Source organism: Pseudomonas sp. Soil_N_39, assembly GCF_057655955.1.
This window is the reverse complement of sequence record NZ_JBDGLI010000023.1, coordinates 1-18,370: the sequence shown is the minus strand read 5'-3', so window position 1 is coordinate 18,370 and position 18,370 is coordinate 1. Positions and strand designations below refer to the sequence as shown.

The window sequence follows — 18,370 nt, the reverse complement described above, 5'->3', positions numbered from 1 at the left end:
GTTGTTATTGAGATGGACGTCCGGCAACTGAAAACAGGGGTTAAAAATCGACCTGGTTCTTGCCCTTTAGGTTGAGCATTTCCCGGGCCTCATCCGGGGTCGCCACTCGTCCCCCTAACGCCTCGATCACCGTGCGAATGCGCTTGACCTGATCGGCGTTGGACGCCGCCAGTTTGCCCGGCCCGTCCCACAGCGAATCTTCAAGCCCGACGCGTACATGACTGCCCATCGACAGGCCCATCGTGCCCAGGGGAATCTGATTGCGACCGGCGCCCAGTATCGACCACTGGTACCCATCGCCGAACAAGCGGTCAGCCGTGCGGCGCATATGCGCCAGATCTTCAGGGTGACCACCAATGCCACCTCGTAGGCCAAACACCGACTGAATGAAAATCGGCGCTTTAAGCAACCCTCGCTCCAGGAAGTGCGCAGCGGTATACAGGTGGCCGATGTCGTAGCATTCAATTTCAAAGCGGGTGCGGTTTTCAGCACAGGTGTTGAGGATATGAGCAATGTCGCGGAAGGTATTACGGAAAATCCGATCGTCGCTCTCCGCAAGGTACGGCCGCTCCCAGTCGTGCTTGAACTCGGTGAAACGATCGAGCATTTCGTACAATCCGAAGTTCATCGAACCCATGTTCAGCGAAGCCAACTCGGGCTTGAGTTGCGCCACAGGCTGCAAACGCTCCTCCACACCCATGGTTGGCGCACCGCCTGTGGTGATGTTGATCACCACATCACTCTTGGCCTTGATTTGCGGCAGAAACTGGCGGAACAAATCCACATCTTGACTGGGCCTGCCGTCATGAGGATCGCGAGCGTGCAAGTGAACAATCGATGCACCCGCTTCAGCGGCACCGATAGCTGCGTCGGCAATTTCCTGCGGCGTGATTGGCAAATGCGGCGACATCGAAGGTGTATGGATGGCGCCAGTGACGGCGCAGGTGATGATCACCGGACGTTTTTTAGACATGAGTCTTCTCCATTCTTGTTCTTGACGAGAAAGTGGTCAGGGTTGCCCGGCTCCGAATAATGTCCGGCCGTTGTTGCAGCTGAGGTCGAGACGCTTAGAGGTACTCGACGTTGCCATCAACACTGATGGCCTGGCCGGTCACGTTGCGTGCGGCGGGTGAGCATAGGAACAACGCCATGGCCGCGACGTCTTCGGCGGTGACCATGCGTTTGAGCGAGATCTTTTTCAGGTATTCCTCGCGCATCTGGGCTTCAGGCACATTCATTTGTTCGGCGCGGGCACGAATCACACCGGCCATGCGCGGACCTTCGACGATACCGGGCAGCAAAGCGTTGACGCGGATATCGCTTTCGCCCAACTCGGATGCCAGGGACTTCATCAGGCCGACAATGGCCCACTTGGTCGCCGCGTACGGCGTGCGCCAGGCGTAACCCAAGCGGCCAGCCACTGACGCGATGTGGATCAAGTGCGCATTGGGTGACGCCTTGAGCAGCGGCACGGCGTGATGAGCAAAGCGGTATTGCCCGGTGAGGTTGATGTCGACGGTGCGCTGCCACTCTTCGTCGGTGATGGCGTCGATGCCCGCTGTAGGACCTGCGATCCCGGCATTGTTGATCAGTACATCAAGACCGCCGAACTGTTCGCGTTGAACCTTGAACACCGCTTCGATCTGCGCCGGGTCACCCACGTCCGCACGGGTGGCGACACTGCTCGGATACCGGTCGCGAAATGCTGCGAGGGCGGCTTCACTGACATCACACACGTGCACCTTGGCACCTGCTTCCATGTAAGCCGCCGCCAGCACTTCGCCAATCCCGGCTGCGCCACCAGAGATCAGCACCCGCAGGCCGGTATAGGGAATCAATCGATTGAGAACGCTCATGCCTTTTTTACTCCAGCAGAGACAGACGACCTTGAACGGCCGTTCTTGACGATCAGGCGCGCCAAGGAGTCAGCGGCCTGCATGATGTCGTCGGTGACCGCCGCTCGGGCCGCAGCCCCATCACGCGCGGCAAGAGCCTCGACGATGCGGTTGTGCGCTTCCATTGAGCGCTGAAGGTGCGCCTTATCGGGTGCAACAAGCGCAAAGCAGGGGCCCATGTGCAGCCAAAAATTTTCCACGGCTGCGATGGTCATTTCAGCTTTCGCAACCGCGTAGATGCGCCGGTGAAAGGCAAAGTTGGTCCACAGATAACGGGGCACATCGACGCTGTCGGCGGCTTGCTGCATTTGATCGCACAGATGACTGATCTCTTTAAGATCGGAGTCCTTGAGAAGAAGGACCGCTTTCTCGGCCAGCAGACCTTCGAGTGCAACTCGGGCATCGCGAATCTCTCGCAGCCGTTCGGGAGTCATCATGCGGACACGCAGACGTGAGGTTTCGGTGACTTCGAAGGCGTTCTCTGCGCTGAGACGATTGAGCGCTTCACGCACCGGCATCGGGCTGGAACCCAGCGCCTCGGCAAGACCGCGGATAGTCAGCTTCTGGCCCGGCTGGAAGCGACCGCTCATCAACGCTTCCCGAATCTGGCGGTAAATCTGATCCTGCAGGGTATCGCGAGAAACCTGACGCATGGTGGGCAGGAGGGTCGGACGATCTGTCATGAGTAGCGCTCACATTTGGCGTTCTTATAGGCCAAATATGTGATCACAAATAACATATGTCAAATTGTTTTTTGCCCTGAACTCGGTGTCAGGGACCCGCGATGACCGGGTCGCGAAAGCGTTTTTACACACTCGCATCAAGTCCAGACCCTGAATGCTGGTTGATACATCATCGAATACATTATTATCAGCCCGCTGTTCGACAGTCCCAAGCCCCGGAATGGTCAGGGCACCCAATGGCATCAGGGAGAGATGGATGTACCTCAATCAAAAGTCCAGCCGCTGTATCTTGCTGGCCGGCGTCTTGGTAATTAGCGGTTGCACTTCGTTTTTGCAGGGTAAGCAGTATGTCGTTCCCGGCCCCGATGAACCCTCCGCAACGGTTCGCCTCAAGGCTGGAAATGGTGCGAGACTGGATGCCATGACGTTCAGTGACAATGGATGCTATGCGGGTTACACCATCCTGCCCTCTAACGGCGACTACATCGAATCTCGGGTCGCCGTGAATAAGGAGCTGATCCTGACCTATGGGCAGGTCGCAGGAAGCAGCGTCTGTCAAATACCGTTCTCCTTCACGCCACAGAACGGCGCCACCTATACCTTGATCCAAGGCTCCTGGAGCAAGCCCAAGGCAGGCATTCTTCCAATCTTCAACCGCGACGAATATTTCTGTGGCGTAGGCGTCGTCAAGAAAGTCGGCGACCAGGAGAGCATCGAACCCATTCAACAGCTTCAAATCAAGACTGGGTTCGCATGCCTGAAGTTCGTTAAATAGGGACACCGCACGGCATCCGCTGCGAGGTGGTTGAACCATTTCGAGCTGATGCCGTTCTCCCCGTACAACGACAGTAGCCTTTTTTAAATGGACTTCTCCCATTCAAGACAGGCGCTCCGGGCTTCCAAATCTTGGATTTTCTACTGCTCGGGCGTCAGGGTTCTGCTCTGTGGAGTTGCTGCTACACGATATCGCCATCATCCTGGGCAGGCGGACGCGCGGGCGCTGAGGACGATGCTTGACCCTGCGTAACTGCGAGCGGCTGCATGGGCATGCTCTGACCAGGAGCGGCTTGGCCTTGAGAGGTGGCCGCGGGGCGTTGCCTCAAAGCTCCAATGCTTTTGTCCCAGGCCGATTGAGAGGTGCTGCCAATGGCACCAGCAACACTAATGATTCCATCCCCTGCCGCTTGAGCTGCACTTTTTGTGTGGTGGGTCGCTGAAACAGCTGTCTCTTTGGCAAATCTGGCGCCGGTGAGCGATGTCTTGAGTGCAAGCTCACCGCCCTTGACCGCCACCCTGCCAGCGGCATCTGCGCTCCCTTCTACTGCTTTTGGTACATGGGCATCGACAGCAGCGATGGCTTTTTTCGGCACTGACCCACCGAGTGAGGCGCCAGCTGCCCACAGCCCGAAAGCCAGGGTACCCAATACGTTCTTTACACCCTCCGAGGCGGCGGTAGCCGCCATTTTTCCCAGTTCCTTAGACTTGGCCAAGTTGGCTGTGGCGGTTGTAGCCGCGCCCATTGCAGAAAAACCGCCAATCAGGAGGCCATTTCCTACAACACTGACCGGGTCCAGTATCTCTTTCAAGGCGTCGCCGCTGATGACTGCATTCAGAGCCGTAGCCGCGCCTTCACCAAGCCGCGCGGAAACCATCTTAACCAGGGCAGTGGCATCGAGATCCTTCAAGGTCTCGAAGTCATCCAGCCATTCGGTATCTTGATCAATAGGCTTATGAGCCTGCCCTTGCGGTACAGCATCCCGACGACCATAGAGCATCGCAGGGTCAGCTAAATGGTTAGTGCGATCGCGGCTTACATTGTAATGCTCAATTGCTATACCCACGATGATAGCCGTGACTGGTCGTAGGGCGGGTTGCAGGATTGCATCCAGGTTCTCTTTGCCAGCAGCCGTCATGGCAAGCGTTGATGCGTACATTGCAGTATTACGCACGGCAAACCCGGTGAGCCACTTATTGGCTTCGTCGAAAGCATTACGCAATGGACCTTTGTCCAACGCCAGCAGCTTTTGCGCTACTGATGCTTGAAGCGCCGGGTGCAGTGTATCGCTCTCGGGTTTAAGGTAATAACCAGGCTTAAAGCCCGCGATCATCTTGTTACCGGCAGCATCCGCCATACCGGCATACAAGCATGACATGGCGTTCTCTATAGCCGCTTGGCGTACTGTATTGCCCTGCTTGCCCGCGACCTGGAGGATGGACGGTTTGAAATTACCGGCCTCGGTAAGTGCCGCAAAGGGCGTGCCCCCCAGCCCTGACTTTATTGACGCAAACAATCTGTCGGCTCTGGCTGCGTTTTTTTCCGCCTTCTCCATGTCATGGACGTTATAGCCCCCTGCCTCTAACCGTTGAGCACGATCATCGCGAATGGCCTTCAGCTCCGCATTGCGGGCGCTTGAAGCAGGGGCAGCGGGTTGATCGGAGCCAGCTTCTGTTTCAAGGTGAGCCTCGAAATGGTTTTGAAGCCGGGTGCTCATCGCTAACCCGATAGAGCCGAGGTTAGGCGAGTGAGAGGTCTGTTGCGTTACTTCCTGCTGTATCTCATCAGGTACACGAGTCAGCTCGCGGCTTGCACGTACATTAGGCGTATCCATGGCGTTATCACTCTTAGTGATCGGCAGATAGAAGAATGCAAATGACTCTGGCAGGAGCGGAGACATCCTTACACCTGAGTGGCCGTGGCGGGAGAAGCGTTCCAAAGGATGTGATAAAAATTAAAACTAAGCGGCTATTTGATATGCGCCAGTTCAAAGCCCAAGTCGTCCAGGGATACCTGCAACCTGGAGCAACGACTTCCAGGTTGGCCATCAATCACCGCATCAACTTCAACTTGATCGGCAAGGGGCTACCGATTTACCAGGATCAATCACCCGCAACCCCGCCGGCCTTCGTAGCGGCGAGCCGCCGATAGATCGCACGCGTGCCCCACGACATCATCACTGCCGGGATCGAAAGCAAAAGGGAATACAAAATGCCGACTGCCAGTAGCGGCCCCGCTTCAGATGTCATCACCACACAGGGAATCTGCCCGAACATTACGATGGGGCCTGCCAACCATCTGCGTGCTTGAAACAGCAGACCCAGGGTCAATGTCAGCACCAGGGACGCAGGATATAGAACAGTCCAAAAACATTGCGCGTCCCAAGGCTCATTCACTCCCGCAGACCATGACGCCGCCAGCCAGAAGCTCACGCTGATGACGCAAGCAACGATCGTCGCCAGCCACATACTTTTCAATAACGGTCTCCCTTCTAAGCTGCACTGCATTAGTCCTCACCCGGTTCGCACATCGGACACCAAGTGAAGAGAAATCCTAGTACTGGAACATAATGTTCCGCGTCTACGGCCCAAGGAAAAGGCTTCGCATTGAATTCTCGACGGGCCTCGGCAGTTTTAGGATGTCGCCCTATCGATGAATGTCGTGGTCTGGAACAGCGCGATGGCTGCCGGCGAAGTGTTGGATGACGTAATGCTCGGCCAATGGGGCGTGGGCTCGTTCCCTTGGGTGCTACTGGTACTGCTGCTGGCCGGTTTTGCTATCGCCCTCCGCGCTCGCGCCCATGGATTCACCCAAGGTGACAGGTACGCAGGCTCGGCGGTTGTCGGTCACTGATTCCTGTCTGTCATTCTGAAACCACAATACGCCACGAACAAGGAAGGCCACGACCAATAAGGATCCTTGACATGTTCCTGTCAGCCTCCGGTCACTCTGACGTCAGATCCTTGCCCCTAAAGTACCCCCAATGACTGCCCTACGGTGCCAGCGTTACAGGCACCAAGGACACATCGCTTTAGCTGAACCTATTGCCATCAGCCGGAAGGAGAAACGCAATGAGCCATCCTGATGCGCACGTCAGTGCTCTTGATCCATTTACTTGGCAATCGACGCTCGACAGCAATCTGGACAGAAAAGGCCTGTTGCTCCGCCTGTTCGCCGAACAGCGATTCATGGCCGCGCAGGTGCGAACCTGCAAGCTGGATCACAGGGACTATCTGCTTTCGCTGATTGATCCGGCATCGACGGTGAACGATGGCACTCGGCACTCATCAAGTGTCGACGGCCATCGAATGCGGAGCGTCATCACCGAAGCGGCAAAGAAAGCTCATTGGGGCAAGCCCCCAAGACATGGTCGGGCGCAAGGCATCGCTGCTCACTATGACGCGCAGACCTGCATGGCGGTCGTTCTCGATATCGAAGTGAGCGACGAAGGCCGCTTGATCATTCATGACGCGGTCGTTGTCGCGGACTTGGGTTTCTTGAAAAATCCTGGTCGCGTGCGCTCGCAGCTCGAAGGCGCTTGCCTGATAGGGATAGCGTTCGTGACATCCTGCGATTTTGAGCCGACCCTCGGAGATACCCGGCCTAAACCTGCCTATCGCACCCGTTGGCCACTCGTCTCATGGCTGCCAGGACAGATCGCGGTGCACCTGATCAATCCCACCGGGGCTCCCGAAGCCGGCCAGCCCAGCCAGACCAGTTACGCACCTGTCGCCCGGGCCTTGTGCAATGCGATTTTGAAGGCCACGGGTAACGGTTCGGTCCGGAGCCAGCTAACCGTCGCCACAGCAAACCAGCTAAATTAAAGCTTCCAGATCAGATGAGGTTCTGCGCCATGCCTTCAGGATCCAGTGTTTTTTTCAACAGCCGCGGGCAACGCGGCGCGGACCTGTTCGTCGAAGTGCTTCGCAGCGAGGGTGTACGTTACGTCTTCGGCAATCCGGGAACAACCGAACTGCCTTTGCTCGACGCCCTCTCAGGCGCCTCAGACACCCAATACATCCTCGGCCTCCAAGAGGCCTCAGTCGTAGCGATGGCCGACGGTTATGCGCAGGCATCCGGTCGCCCCGGCTTCGTCAACCTCCACACGGCCGGTGGACTCGGCAATGCAATGGGCGCAATTCTCAACGCGAAGATGGCGAATACGCCGCTTGTCGTCACGGCGGGCCAACAAGACACGCGACATGGCGTGACCGACCCGCTGCTCCACGGAGACCTCGTCGCTCTCGCCCGACCGAGCGTCAAATGGGCGGAAGAAATTCATCATCCCGAACACATCCCGATGCTGCTGCGTCGTGCGTTTCAGGACTGTCGCACGGGGCCGGCCGGCCCGGTTTTCCTTTCCCTGCCGATAAACGTGATGGAGCAACACACGGATGTAACGGCCGGCCCGCCATCGCGAATCGAGCGCGGTGCCGTGACCGGGGCGATTGAGGAATTGGCCGCTGCCTTAGCGGCAATTACCCCCGGTTGTCTGGCGATTATCGTTGGAGAGGAAGTGTTCCAGTCGAGCGCGGAAGTTGAAGCCGTGAAGCTCGCCGAAGCACTCGGCGCGCCGGTCTACGGGCCATCCTGGCCCGGGCATATTCCGTTTCCGACGGCTCATCCGCAGTGGCGGGGAACGCTGCCTGCGAAGGCTTCCGATATCAGGGAGACGTTCTCTGACTTCGACGCAGTCTTCCTGCTCGGCGGCCATTCGTTGATCAGCTATCAATATTCCCAGGGCCCCGCTGTTCCATCTCACTGTCGCCTTATCCAATTGACCGGCGATGGACACCAATTAGGCAGAGTCCACGAGACAGCGCTAGGGCTGATCGGGGATTTAAGACTCTCCTTGCAAACGCTGTTGCCAATACTGGACAAGCAATTGGTCCCTCACAGCGAGGCAATCGCAACGCTGCGAAACGTCGCAGGCCAAGAACGCGATACACGTCGTGCCGACGTCGTCGCTCGCGTCAGTCGCGAATTCAACACGCCGGTGACAACGCCTTTCGTGGCTGCCCACGAGGCTATCCGGGCAATCGGGCCGGACGTCTGGATCGTCGACGAAGCACCCGCCACGATTCCTCATGTCCGTGCCTGCCTGGACTCCCATTCGGCCCGCCAGTATCTTTTTACCCGCAGCGCCATCCTGGGCTGGGGCATGCCGGCGGCTGTCGGTACGTCGCTTGGCCTGGACCGCAGCCCGGTAGTCTGTCTGGTCGGTGATGGCTCGGCAATGTACTCACCGCAAGCACTCTGGACGGCGGCGCATGAACGGCTGCCGGTCACGTTCGTTGTCATGAACAACGGCGAATACAACATTTTGAAGAACTACGCTCGTAGCCAGGCGCACTATCTGAGTGCAAGCACTCACCGGTTCATCGGCATGGACCTCTGCGACCCGGCGATCGATTTCCTGGCCCTCGCCTCTTCCATGGGGATCCCTTCCCGCAGGATCGAGCGCGCCGGCGATATTGCAGGAGCTGTCGAAGAAGGTATTCGCTCAGGCTGCCCGAATCTCATTGAACTACCGATCATGCCCTGAAGGAATGGGCACACCTTGTCCCTGCTGACACTCACCCCAAACACCACGCATCAGTTCCTTCAGCATCAGCGCTTCGCCCCAGCGATCCGTTATATCGCGCCCATCACTCCCCGTGATCGCATAGGGTGGCGGGCCAAGCTCGCAGGTGAAGGACAGGCTCGCGGGTGTGTTCGGTCGCGCCAGCCAATCCTTGATTCCGTAACGCCACCAGCCCAGAAACCGGTCCAACCAAGGGCGATGCTGGGCGAAGGTCAAGGGCACCTGGACCTGCTCACTATTAGCGACCCGCCCGTGAAAACCCCAACTGTGTCGCAAGATGGTGTGAATCTGTTCGTCGTCTTCGGCAGTGGCCGACTCAGGCAGTTCGCGGCCCACGACGTAATGGGACAAGTCAGCCAACAATTTGAGGTCGGGCATCTGCGCGAGCAAGTCGAGAGTGAACAACAGGTCACTGGTGAGACGATAGCGGTGGGTTTCCAGCAGGATCGGAAAGTCCACCTGCTCGGCCAGACGCTGCCAGCCTTCGATCAGGGTGATCGCCTGTGCCAGCGTGCGCGGCCGGACGTCGGCTTGCAGCGTGAGGTGGTGGCAGCCGTAGCGGGAGGCAACCTCAAGCGCTTGCGCCAAGTCACTCACGGTGCGGGGAAACAGTTGACCTTCGATTTGCAGGCCTTGCGCCTTGGCAGCGGCATGCAGACGTTCGGCCTGTGGCGCGATCCAGAAATGGTCGGTGATCCCATCGAAGCCAGCAGCGGCAATCTTCTCCACCTGCGCCTCAAGGGAAAGATCGCATTGACCACGGTGATCTTGCATGGCCCACAGGGACTGAAATACCAGGAATTCACGCATGTCTGGGCCTTAGCAGATGTTTGAGCGACACATCGGCGTCGGCCAATGCGTCCACAGAGAGTGGGGTCAAGTTGGCAATCAGCCGTTCACACAACTTGATGTCCTTGGCAACGCTGTTGCCCTGCCCCCAACCGCAGGCGCCTTGCAAACGTTGCTCGGTGTCCAGGTAGAACAGCAGCAGACCACCGTTTGCCAGGATGCGCACGGCCGAAGGTGGCGTCGGTGAGATCACGCCCACCGTCTGCAAGCCCCAGTCGTACTGATCAGACCAGAAGCCGGGAACCCCCTCGAACGGCAACTCGCCGCCCAATAGATTCAATGCCGCGTGACGGCCCTGGGTCTCGGCATTGCGCCAGGTTTCCTGGCGCTGGAATAACGCGTCGGCGTGCAGGCGAAACTCACACACATCGCCAGCGGCAAAGATGTCTGGCGCGCTGGTGCGCAACTGGGCATCGACTCGAATTCCCTGACCCACCTCAAGCCCCGCCGCCGCGGCCAGTTCGATGTTGGGTTGCATGCCGATACCGACCACCACCCAGTCACAGGGCAGCACCTGGCCGTCCACCAGTTGCACCGCCTCAGCGCGTTCATTGCCTTGTACCCTTTCAAGCGCTACGTTCAGCCGCACGTCCACGCCCTGTTGCCGATGCAATTCCAACAAGGCCTGGGACACAGCTTCAGGCAATACTCGCCCGGCCAGTCGTGGCCCGGCTTCCAGCAACGTCACCTGACAGCCTAAGGTCCGGGCCGTTGCCGCGACTTCGAGGCCGATAAAGCCACCGCCGATGATCACCAGGCGCGTGCCGGGCCTCAATGCGCTGCGCAGGGCCAGGGCTTCGTCATGGGTGCGCAGGTAGAGCACGTTGGCCAGAGATTCAGGTATCTGGGACAAGCGACGCGCTCTCCCTCCGGTCGCCAGCAGTAATCGGCTGTAGGACAGCCAACGTCCGTCGCTCAATTGCAAGCGGTGGTGCTGCGGTTCCAGACTTTTTACCGGGTTGCCCGCCAAGTGGTCGATATTCAGTTCCGTGAGCCGGCTCTCCCCCCACAGGCTGCAATCGTCCAGGTCCATCGTGCCCTGCAGCAAGCCCTTGGACAGCGGAGGACGCTCGTACGGCCGATGGCGTTCATCGCCGATCAGGATCAGCCGACCGGTATAACCCTGCTCGCGCAAGGTCAGCGCCGCGCGGCCACCGGCATGGCCGGCGCCGACGATAATCAATGGAGCATTCATGGCGTGCACTCCTGGCGGTCAGGCCGAAATGGCGAGCAGAACCCGCCCTCCGTCGACCCGTACCGGATAGGTCTTGAGATTGACGCACACTGGCGCCCCCAGGGCTTTGCCGTTGCGATAGTCAAAGCGCCCGTTGTGCTTGGGGCACTCGATGACGTGGTCCATCACCAGGCCGTCAGCCAGGTGGATCGACTCGTGAGTACACAGGCCAGCAGTGGCAAAAAACTCGTTGTCAGCAGATCGGTAGATGGCATAGGTATGCGGACCGTGGTCGAAGCGAATGACGTCCTCTTCATTGATTTCGCCCACGGCGCATACATCGATCCATTGATCGTTCATGGCGTTTTCTCTTGTTCGGGATACAGTCGGAAGGTGTCAGCCCAGCGTGGCTTCAGCCTGTGGATGAGCGTCGGTGGCAGGCCTTGAGCTACCGACGGGGCGTCGCACGAAATACGTCGGGTCCTTACGCTGCTTCAAGAGGGTCGGAATGATTTCCTTGAAGGCCTCGCCTATGTTGGCGTAAGGCGGCGGGCAATCGTGGCGGATCTCTTCATGGAGTTGCGCCAGGGCGTGGTACGGCACCATCGGGTACATGTGGTGCTCAAGGTGATAATTCATGTTCATGTACAGAAAGCGCAGTACCCGGTTCATATAGATGGTGCGGCAGTTGCTGCGGTGGTCCAGCACGTCTTCCGCCAGGCCCACATGTTGGGTGAGGCCAAACAGGTAGGACAACCAGCCGCCATACAGGATGGGCAGGCCGATATACATCAGCGGCAACCAGCTGTGCAGGTAAAGCGCCGCACCAAAGACAACGGCGTAAATCACGAGCCAGATACGGGCCGCCAGGAACACCTTGGACCATTCGGACTCAGGGATGAACGTCTGTTCCTGGGCATCCATTTTGCCAACCGCGTGCCGGCACACGCCTCCCATCGTCTTCAGCAGCAACGGGATCTGGAACAGGCTCAGCAGCATCATGAACAAGCTCGGTGGACGCGGTTCGACGATTTCCGGATCGCGGCCGACGACGATGGTGTCGGTATGGTGCCGGGCATGGCTCCAGCGCCACACATGGGGCTCGAACATGCACATGAAGCTCGCCACCTGGTAGAGCGCATCATTCATCCAGCGGGTCTTGAAGGCGGTGCCGTGACCGGCTTCATGCCAGCGCGGGTTGGAGGCGGTGGCGTACAAAACCCCATACGCCAGGAAAAACGGCACACAAGCCCAAGTGCCCCAGAACCAGTAGCCGCCGAAGCCGGTGGCCACCAGGGTCAGCAGCCAGATGGCGGTGTCGAGCAAGGCCGGGCCGTCGCGGCGCTGCATCAGTTGCTTCATGCGTTGACGGGAAATGGGCGACTGGTACCAACTGGCCGATACAAGACCTTTTTCGGCCGCGCGGGCGGCTTCAGGGCCGGTCAGGCGATAGTCCCGGGGAGAGGCTGTGTTGTCTTGAGGCATTGTTATTGTTCTCCGCAAGCGTGAGATGTCAGGTGCTTTGCGTAAAAAAATATAGAGAGCGTGGAAGGTCCCCTCAAGGTCTTGAATACATTCCCTATCAAGCTATCATCCAGCTCCTACAGGGCTTGATAGTTTTCTATCAAGACGCGTTGAAGGCTCATCATGAATAACAATAAACGCCCCACCATCGCCACGGTCGCCGAACACGCAGGCTTAAGTGTCGCCACCGTCGACCGCGTGCTCAACGCTCGCGCCCCGGTTAATCCAGCCACTGCCGAACAGGTGCTTCAGGCCGCCGAAGCCGTGGGTTATTTTGCCGCGCGGCTGATCGGCCAGCGCATTCTCGAACGTCGCCCCACGTACCGCTTCGGCATCCTGCTGCTGGGCACAGCCCAGGCGTTCTACGCCAACCTGGCCCAAGCCATCGCCGAGGCCGCGCAGCGCCAGGTCGGGGCCAACCTGACCTGCCAATTCGAATACGTTTTTGATCGCACCCCCAGCGCCATCATTGCCCAGATCGAACAGTTGGCGGTGCAATGCGACGGCCTGGCGGTGGTCAGCTTCGCCCACCCGCAGATCAACGCCGCCCTTGCCCAGATTCGCGAAGCCGGCGTGCCCGTGGTGGCATTGCTGTCGGGCATTCATGAGGCGGCGGCCGAACCCTATGTAGGCCAGGACAATCAGGTAGTCGGGCGCACGATGGGGTGGCTGCTGGCCCGCACCTGTGGCGCGCGCAAAGGCAGCATCGGCGTTCTGCTCGGTGGCCATCGCTTTCTTGGCCACCAGGAGCGGGTCGAAGGTTTGCACAGCTACTTGGCCGAACACGCACCTGGGCTGCGCCCGCTGGAGCCGCTGATCAATCTGGACAACTGCGACATCACCGAAGAAGCAACCCTCGACCTCCTGGTTCGGCATGACGATTTGCGCGGGCTATGCGTGGTAGGTGGCGGTGGCGACGGGATTATCAACGCGTTGGCGCAACTGCCCAAGCGCCCGACGCTGTGCTGCATTTTGCAGGAGTCCACTGAGCTGTCACGCCAAGCCCTGGCCCAGGGTTTGGTCGACGTGGTGATCGACTCTCAGCCGCGCCAGACTGCAACGGCGCTAGTGAATCTACTGGTGGAATTGCAGACTGTGGAGCAGTTCGATCCTGTGCGTCACCGGGTGCATATTCCGCTGCAGATCGTGACATCGGAGAATTCCCTAAGCTGATGAGCTGTCGGCACAACTTGTTCGGCCCTTGATGGCGCGGTTAACCGCCACTTACTACGGCTTCAGCTGACTTCTGCACATTCAATCCCGCCCCCCTCGACGCTCGGCAACACAGTGGCAGACGGGCAGACCTCCCAGGGTAATTCGCGCGACCTTTCTGCTGATGCCTGTCGGATCTATGTCACAGCCTGGCCAGTGAAACAGGCACAAAAAAAGCCACTCATCTGAGTGGCTTTTTTCTGAATCTTGGAGCGGAAACGAGACTCGCATCTGGTGTCCGACTCATTGAAATCTAAGGGGTTTCTTTTCTTGCCAGAGCAGGAAAAGACTTGATTCTGGACTTGTTTTTTGAGGGTATCAAGGCACATTGCCGCTCAGTTAATCGTCATGGCAGCGGCGAACCCGACATCAACGACGGGCAGACGCTAGGCAGAGTTAAGAGCGAGGATTGGAGGGATATTTCCGGGTCACCGTCCAAGGCCGTAGGGGCCAAGGACGGTGAAGAGTTCATAGACCCGGTTTCCGGCGGATCATAAGGCTGCTCCGCTTAAGTGACCAGCATTACGCCAATGCGGGGCTTTTTGTTTGGACAGGCTCAATCATCTGCCCCAGCGTCATCAAACAGTTGCTTGTCGAGATTCAAGACCTTGTCCATCACCTCCTGAGGACTGCCCTTACCCTCGACGGTATGGGTCTTGTAGTTGAAATCGAGTGCTATCCAACCCTGCAGCTTCGCCTCGTAACTATTAGGATATTGTGCCTGCACAATAACGGGCAAACCCTTGTAATGTTCAAGGGCTGCAGTAAAGAATTCCGTCAGTTTCCCGGTTCCGTTATATTCCGCCATAGCATTGGCAACAACCTTCTGCCGCCAAGCAGATTCCTGATCGAATGACTCTCTCCACGCCGCGCGGCGTTCATTAGTCGTAAAACTTCCACTGTCATCATAGATAATCAATGAGAGCTGATCGCTCGACATACCCGCAAATGGATTTTTACCACTGCCATTGACGAACTGCGTTGCATTGGCCGCACGAGCCAATAACACAGGGTCCTGAGTGTCAGGCACTTCAGCATCATTGGCTTTTTTGTTGATAAAATAGCCATCACCGGAAATCTTGCTCAAAAGCTCATTCGCTTTCGCGCCAAGCTCTTTCCTGCTCAAACTCGAATCTCTAGCCGCCGCACGCGCGGCACTCTCACTCAACTGCACAGAGAGTGAAGAAAGGCTACTGGTATCTTTCTGACTGCCACTCGCAGAGTTTTCAGTTGTCACCTGACTTTTCGTCAGCGATTCATTTTGGTTCGCCGCCACATTGGAAACCTGCGAACCAGAAAACGCATTTGAATTAATTGAACCGACCAAGATAATGTCCTCCCTGTTATCAGCCATCCCTGAAAACGTGGCTAGTAAATTTATTATCGGCAGCACTCAAAAAGACTGTAATGCTTCATGTGACGCTATTCCAAAGCATCAACCATCTGTCATGGACATCGGCGAACCTTCTACGTCTTGCGCAAAAAACGATCGAGCACGTTTTTTGTGATCATCACGGTGTAAATGTCTGCCTGCATAAGCCCATGCACCCATTCGCACGTGGCAGCGGTAAAGACCTCACCTCGACCTTTATGAAAGTGCACCACCATGCCGGCCCCGCGGCTGTGCAGATCGATGCTGGCCTCGCTAAGGCCGGGCGCCAGGATGGAAGCACGAAACCGAGCATCACCATCGCCGAGCATGAATGAATAGGCATCCTCGGATCGGCCGTGCTCGGCATTGGTCGCCCAGCCCATGGCGAGGATTTGCAATCCGCGGGGTGCACCGTCTGTGCCGAGCGGTTCAGGGAGGCCGTCGACAAACGTGTATTCCAGGCCATCCACCTCATAACCAAAGATGTTGGCTTCGTCTCCGAACATGTCCGCGTAACCCAGGCCCGTCCCCATAAACGCCCAGTGCTGGGGCCTGAAGACCGTATACCCACGCGGGTTGCGCGGTGCCATTGCTCCAAAGCCTACATATATCCCCCGCAATGCATTGACCCCAAACGTTCTCGCCCCGGGGTGATTCACCCTCGGATCTTCCCAGGCGCCAGTGAGCCGAGGTGGGTCAGTCGCCGCCACAGGATCAAGCGCGCCGGCATCGTACTTGTAGGCCACCTGCCGCTGGCCCTCATCCTCCAAGCGGATCTGCCACATGAAATTGCCAGCAAAACGCGCGACCTTGCCACCTCCCTCGACAAAGGCGTCGACATGGTCGCGCATTTCCCACGTCCAGTATTCGTCGTGCCCCGCGAAAACGGCGCAGGTGTAGCCCTCAAGAGCGTGCGGGTCGTGATGCAAATCGTCCTGGGTCAGGATATCGACCGTGTAACCTTGCTGTTCGGCCCAGACAACAAAAGGTCTTTCGTAGGAGGCCCACCCCGCCAGCGCGTAGTACTTGGCGTAGCCGTTAAGGGATGCCCATTCGATGAACTCGTAGCGCGCCGGCCCGGGTTGGCGCTGCCGGGTCGCGTTGACGGAACGCGGGGCATCCTCCGGCAGCCAGACCTGCCCTCGCGCCCAGGGGCGCTGTGCCGACAGCAACGGCGCGCGGCCACGGGGCGTGCCGGGGTGGAGACCGAAGTAATGGTTAGCGCCGCCCCAGTCGTTATAAGCGGCCCAGGTCGATGTGGCCGCGACGAGCACCAAGGCATCGGCGCGCTTGTGCGCCGTCTTGACGATGAACAGGTGATGCCCGAGGACACTATCAGCGCTATCCCGTACTTCCACTACGTAGCCACCCGGCTCGGCATCAGTTGGGATTGACCACCGCATGAATACCGGCCATTGGCACCCATGCTCATAGGCACGCTCGGGCAACGGGTGGAATAGAGCTTCAAGGCTGTCGGTTTCATGCAGCGTGCGAGCGATGGCTCCATCACGATAGATCCTGAGTCTCACTTGCGGGCAGTTCGAAGACAGATACAGGCACACCGAACCACCCGGGTTATAGGAGCGGCGATCCGAGTAGCACCAAGCGGCCGCCGGGCCCGACTCGGAAGGGACTTCGACCCAGGTTTCTCGCGCGGCCTGACGTGGCCCCGACGTCTGGCTGACGGTCACGCTCGCGCCCGGTCGTTCACCTCGTGCAGCAGCGTTTTTGAGGTCTGTTGAGTTCATTGAATCGCACTCCTTGGGGTTCGCTGATCCTGCGGATCGACAAGCCAATTGATTTAGTCCTGAGAGGCCATCGACGGCCGTGAGCCAGCAGTCACTCGAGCGCCGGGCGCCTCGATGTGCGCAAGATCGATGCCCGCCGTTTCGTCGATAAGAAAACCTGCCAGGACGGTGACCAGGCCCAACCCCATGACGTAGCAGATATACAGATAGCCAAGGTCGGCGCCGCTGAGGTAGCTGTGTAAATAGGGGGCGGTGCCGCCAAAGATCGCCACCGAAACCGACGACACCAACCCAACGCCCTGCGCCCGTGCCTGGGTCGGCACCTGCTCCGACAGCACGGCGGGGAAAATCGCCGCGATCAACGACCAGGCCCCAAGGCCCACGACCTGGGCCAGGAACAGCGTGTAGGGTTCAGTGGTCACCATTATCGAGATGGGATAAGTCAGTAGGATCACGCCCAGGCCCCAGGCAATGACCATGGGTTTGCGACCGAAACGATCGGACAGCATTCCGCAGATTGGCAGCCAGCACACACAGAGGATCTGCGCCAGAAGGCTGGCCATGTAGGCACCCGTAGCGTCCATGCCGTGGGCGATCGCCGTCGAAGCGCCAAACGTGACCCAAGCGTAGTAGGTGACGTTAGCGGCCGCTGCGAGCATGACGATGTTGCGCGCGACTCGCAGCATCTCCCCCCTGGACAACTTGCGCAGCGGCCGAGCCAGGCCCTGCTGCTCTACGAACACATGGGACTCTTGCGCACCGCGACGCAAAAACAGCGCGTAGATACCCAGTAGCCCACCGACGGCAAAGCCGATCCGCCAGCCATAGTCAGCCATCGCCTGCGCGCCCAGCAGCCAGGTCAACGCCGCCATGGCCGTCGCCGCCATCACCCCCAGTGTCACCCCGACATAGACTGAACTGGACCATAAGCCACGGTGTTTGCTTGGGGCGATCTCGGCGACATAGGTGTAGGAAACCCCTGTTTCGCCGCCATGGGCGAGCCCCTGCATGAGCCGGAAAAACAGCAGCGCGACCGAGGCATACAGGCCAATGCTTTGGTAGTCAGGGATAACCGCGATACCAAGGCTGCTGATCGCCAGTAACAACATCGTGATCACCATGATGGTCCGGCGCCCCAATCGGTCGCTCAGCCGGCCAAACAACCACCCGCCGATGGGACGAGCGACAAACCCCACCGCAAACACCGCAAGGGTCGCGAGCATCGCTGAGCGGGCATCGGTTTTGTCGAACAGATTGCTTGCCAGGTACACCGAAAAGGTCGCGTACAGCGTCCAGTCGAACCATTCGAGCGCATTGCCTATACCTGCCGCGCGCAAGGATTTCAGGCGTCCTTGGTGGGACGTCGCATTGTTCATGTTTTATCTCCGGGTTACGGACGGTATCGGGGTGGCTTGGAGAGCCGGATCAAAGGTGCAGTGCCGGCCTGACCTGGGCACCGCCACCAGCAGAAGGGACTCGGACACGCCACGCAATCAGCAACGCGGCCAGCAGCATCAGCACGGCCGCCGCTACGAATACGCCTGCGCTGCCACC

16 protein-coding genes and 2 pseudogenes are annotated in these 18,370 nt (G+C 58.6%); 6 read left to right on the top strand and 12 right to left on the bottom strand.

Annotated elements, in window-relative coordinates:
- Positions 1 to 40 precede the first annotated feature (40 nt).
- The 3 genes from kce to AC3A5O_RS25340 all read right to left on the bottom strand — a co-directional run bounded on the left by kce (position 41) and on the right by AC3A5O_RS25340 (position 2,578).
- On the bottom strand, positions 41 to 973 hold the full coding sequence (gene kce, locus AC3A5O_RS25350) for a 3,5-dioxohexanoate:acetyl-CoA acetone transferase (RefSeq protein WP_305492127.1): 933 nt from the start codon (positions 971 to 973) through the stop codon (positions 41 to 43).
- Positions 974 to 1,067: 94 nt separating this feature from the next.
- Positions 1,068 to 1,856 carry an SDR family oxidoreductase gene (locus AC3A5O_RS25345; RefSeq protein WP_305470551.1) on the bottom strand — a complete coding sequence of 263 codons (789 nt, stop codon included), beginning with the start codon at positions 1,854 to 1,856 and terminating at the stop codon, positions 1,068 to 1,070.
- The gene (locus tag AC3A5O_RS25340) at positions 1,853 to 2,578 is read right to left on the bottom strand and encodes a GntR family transcriptional regulator (RefSeq protein WP_122568255.1); all 726 of its coding nucleotides are present in this window, start codon (positions 2,576 to 2,578) and stop codon (positions 1,853 to 1,855) included. The genes AC3A5O_RS25345 and AC3A5O_RS25340 overlap by 4 nt, the downstream gene beginning before the upstream one ends.
- 256 nt (positions 2,579 to 2,834) lie before the next feature.
- Between AC3A5O_RS25340 and AC3A5O_RS25335 the strand changes: the two genes are divergently transcribed.
- The gene (locus AC3A5O_RS25335; RefSeq protein ID WP_122568254.1) at positions 2,835 to 3,353 is read left to right on the top strand and encodes a hypothetical protein; all 519 of its coding nucleotides are present in this window, start codon (positions 2,835 to 2,837) and stop codon (positions 3,351 to 3,353) included.
- Positions 3,354 to 3,534: 181 nt separating this feature from the next.
- Here the strand turns inward: AC3A5O_RS25335 and AC3A5O_RS25330 are convergent, their stop codons facing one another.
- Both AC3A5O_RS25330 and AC3A5O_RS25325 read right to left on the bottom strand, forming a co-directional pair.
- Positions 3,535 to 5,253 carry a RopAA-2 gene (locus AC3A5O_RS25330; protein WP_240998512.1) on the bottom strand — a complete coding sequence of 573 codons (1,719 nt, stop codon included), beginning with the start codon at positions 5,251 to 5,253 and terminating at the stop codon, positions 3,535 to 3,537.
- A 202-nt stretch (positions 5,254 to 5,455) separates the two neighbouring features.
- On the bottom strand, positions 5,456 to 5,830 hold the full coding sequence (locus tag AC3A5O_RS25325) for a hypothetical protein (RefSeq protein ID WP_305470548.1): 375 nt from the start codon (positions 5,828 to 5,830) through the stop codon (positions 5,456 to 5,458).
- A gap of 160 nt (positions 5,831 to 5,990) precedes the next feature.
- Between AC3A5O_RS25325 and AC3A5O_RS25320 the strand changes: the two are divergent.
- The 3 genes and pseudogenes from AC3A5O_RS25320 to AC3A5O_RS25310 all read left to right on the top strand — a co-directional run.
- Positions 5,991 to 6,206 (top strand): annotated as a pseudogene (locus AC3A5O_RS25320) (MFS transporter); the annotation flags it as partial.
- A gap of 218 nt (positions 6,207 to 6,424) precedes the next feature.
- Positions 6,425 to 7,177: a hypothetical protein gene (locus AC3A5O_RS25315; protein WP_460078948.1), complete on the top strand. Its 753-nt coding sequence runs from the start codon at positions 6,425 to 6,427 to the stop codon at positions 7,175 to 7,177.
- A 29-nt stretch (positions 7,178 to 7,206) separates the two neighbouring features.
- Complete coding sequence (locus AC3A5O_RS25310) at positions 7,207 to 8,898, top strand: thiamine pyrophosphate-binding protein (RefSeq protein WP_487753881.1); 1,692 nt, start codon at positions 7,207 to 7,209, stop codon at positions 8,896 to 8,898.
- On the opposite strand, the gene AC3A5O_RS25305 is transcribed toward AC3A5O_RS25310, so the two are convergent.
- Genes AC3A5O_RS25305 through AC3A5O_RS25290 form a run of 4 tightly spaced genes read right to left on the bottom strand, consistent with a single transcriptional unit; the run spans position 8,881 to position 12,445 of the window.
- Complete coding sequence (locus tag AC3A5O_RS25305; protein WP_305492112.1) at positions 8,881 to 9,747, bottom strand: sugar phosphate isomerase/epimerase family protein; 867 nt, start codon at positions 9,745 to 9,747, stop codon at positions 8,881 to 8,883. The two genes, AC3A5O_RS25310 and AC3A5O_RS25305, sit on opposite strands and share 18 nt — an antisense overlap.
- Positions 9,740 to 10,990, bottom strand: a complete 1,251-nt coding sequence (locus AC3A5O_RS25300) for an NAD(P)/FAD-dependent oxidoreductase (RefSeq protein ID WP_487753880.1) — start codon at positions 10,988 to 10,990, stop codon at positions 9,740 to 9,742. The genes AC3A5O_RS25305 and AC3A5O_RS25300 overlap by 8 nt, the downstream gene beginning before the upstream one ends.
- Positions 10,991 to 10,999: 9 nt before the next feature.
- A complete protein-coding gene (locus AC3A5O_RS25295; protein WP_076384093.1) occupies positions 11,000 to 11,320 on the bottom strand; it encodes a MocE family 2Fe-2S type ferredoxin in 321 nt (106 codons plus the stop codon).
- A 36-nt stretch (positions 11,321 to 11,356) separates the two neighbouring features.
- Positions 11,357 to 12,445 carry a fatty acid desaturase family protein gene (locus AC3A5O_RS25290; protein WP_305492110.1) on the bottom strand — a complete coding sequence of 363 codons (1,089 nt, stop codon included), beginning with the start codon at positions 12,443 to 12,445 and terminating at the stop codon, positions 11,357 to 11,359.
- 162 nt (positions 12,446 to 12,607) lie between these two features.
- Here AC3A5O_RS25290 and AC3A5O_RS25285 point away from each other — a divergent pair, with 162 nt between their 5' ends.
- The gene (locus tag AC3A5O_RS25285; RefSeq protein ID WP_487753879.1) at positions 12,608 to 13,657 is read left to right on the top strand and encodes a LacI family DNA-binding transcriptional regulator; all 1,050 of its coding nucleotides are present in this window, start codon (positions 12,608 to 12,610) and stop codon (positions 13,655 to 13,657) included.
- A gap of 366 nt (positions 13,658 to 14,023) precedes the next feature.
- Positions 14,024 to 14,170 (top strand): annotated as a pseudogene (locus tag AC3A5O_RS25280) (IS4 family transposase); the annotation flags it as partial.
- A gap of 82 nt (positions 14,171 to 14,252) precedes the next feature.
- On the opposite strand, the gene AC3A5O_RS25275 reads toward AC3A5O_RS25280, so the two are convergent.
- From AC3A5O_RS25275 to AC3A5O_RS25265, 3 genes are all read right to left on the bottom strand, one after another.
- On the bottom strand, positions 14,253 to 15,023 hold the full coding sequence (locus tag AC3A5O_RS25275; protein ID WP_305470541.1) for a hypothetical protein: 771 nt from the start codon (positions 15,021 to 15,023) through the stop codon (positions 14,253 to 14,255).
- 140 nt (positions 15,024 to 15,163) lie between these two features.
- Positions 15,164 to 16,816 (bottom strand): N,N-dimethylformamidase beta subunit family domain-containing protein, encoded by a 1,653-nt coding sequence (locus AC3A5O_RS25270; protein ID WP_305470540.1) that lies wholly within the window; start codon positions 16,814 to 16,816, stop codon positions 15,164 to 15,166.
- Positions 16,817 to 16,869: 53 nt separating this feature from the next.
- Complete coding sequence (locus AC3A5O_RS25265) at positions 16,870 to 18,192, bottom strand: MFS transporter (RefSeq protein WP_487753878.1); 1,323 nt, start codon at positions 18,190 to 18,192, stop codon at positions 16,870 to 16,872.
- Positions 18,193 to 18,370: the final 178 nt, after the last annotated feature.

Bases quoted from the DNA above. Each gene is read 5' to 3' on its own strand.
- kce (WP_305492127.1), bottom strand. From the start codon at position 973: ATGTCTAAAAAACGTCCGGTGATCATCACCTGCGCCGTCACTGGCGCC.
- AC3A5O_RS25345 (WP_305470551.1), bottom strand. From the start codon at position 1,856: ATGAGCGTTCTCAATCGATTGATTCCCTATACCGGCCTGCGGGTGCTG.
- AC3A5O_RS25340 (WP_122568255.1), bottom strand. From the start codon at position 2,578: ATGACAGATCGTCCGACCCTCCTGCCCACCATGCGTCAGGTTTCTCGC.
- AC3A5O_RS25335 (WP_122568254.1), top strand. From the start codon at position 2,835: ATGTACCTCAATCAAAAGTCCAGCCGCTGTATCTTGCTGGCCGGCGTC.
- AC3A5O_RS25330 (WP_240998512.1), bottom strand. From the start codon at position 5,253: ATGTCTCCGCTCCTGCCAGAGTCATTTGCATTCTTCTATCTGCCGATC.
- AC3A5O_RS25315 (WP_460078948.1), top strand. From the start codon at position 6,425: ATGAGCCATCCTGATGCGCACGTCAGTGCTCTTGATCCATTTACTTGG.
- AC3A5O_RS25310 (WP_487753881.1), top strand. From the start codon at position 7,207: ATGCCTTCAGGATCCAGTGTTTTTTTCAACAGCCGCGGGCAACGCGGC.
- AC3A5O_RS25305 (WP_305492112.1), bottom strand. From the start codon at position 9,747: ATGCGTGAATTCCTGGTATTTCAGTCCCTGTGGGCCATGCAAGATCAC.
- AC3A5O_RS25295 (WP_076384093.1), bottom strand. From the start codon at position 11,320: ATGAACGATCAATGGATCGATGTATGCGCCGTGGGCGAAATCAATGAA.
- AC3A5O_RS25290 (WP_305492110.1), bottom strand. From the start codon at position 12,445: ATGCCTCAAGACAACACAGCCTCTCCCCGGGACTATCGCCTGACCGGC.
- AC3A5O_RS25285 (WP_487753879.1), top strand. From the start codon at position 12,608: ATGAATAACAATAAACGCCCCACCATCGCCACGGTCGCCGAACACGCA.
- AC3A5O_RS25270 (WP_305470540.1), bottom strand. From the start codon at position 16,816: ATGAACTCAACAGACCTCAAAAACGCTGCTGCACGAGGTGAACGACCG.
- AC3A5O_RS25265 (WP_487753878.1), bottom strand. From the start codon at position 18,192: ATGAACAATGCGACGTCCCACCAAGGACGCCTGAAATCCTTGCGCGCG.